The following is a 390-nucleotide window of genomic DNA, read 5'->3' as shown; positions in this document are numbered from 1 at the left end:
GGGTCGCAAGACCCGTGATCGGGGCGGAGAAGTCAGCAGACGGCATAGTAGGCCGCGAGGCCGAAGGCCTGGCTCAGCAATTCATCGCTGACGGTTGCCACAGCGTCGTGGACATCGACCTGGAGAAGTTCTTCGACAGGGTGAACCACGACATCCTGATGGGGCTCGTGGCCAAACGGGTGCAGGATCGGTCTCTGCTCCGACTCATCCGCCGTTACCTGACGGCAGGCGTGCTCGTGGGTGGCATGGTCGATCCGATGGACGAGGGAGTCCCGCAAGGGGGTCCGCTCTCGCCGCTGCTCTCAAACCTGATGCTCGATGTGTTCGACAAGGAGCTGGAACGGCGCGGCCACCGCTTCGCCCGCTATGCCGATGATTGCAACATATACG

General features: G+C 62.6%; 1 protein-coding gene. It reads left to right on the top strand.

Features of this window, described 5'->3' with window-relative positions; genetic code table 11:
• The coding region (locus LG661_RS24935) for a reverse transcriptase domain-containing protein (RefSeq protein ID WP_230534674.1) at positions 1–390 on the top strand (390 nt) is incomplete at both ends.

Origin of the sequence: Microvirga roseola, assembly GCF_020866965.1 — a bacterium.
Taxonomy (GTDB): domain Bacteria; phylum Pseudomonadota; class Alphaproteobacteria; order Rhizobiales; family Beijerinckiaceae; genus Microvirga; species Microvirga roseola.
This window is presented reverse-complemented; position numbering and strand designations above follow the sequence as displayed.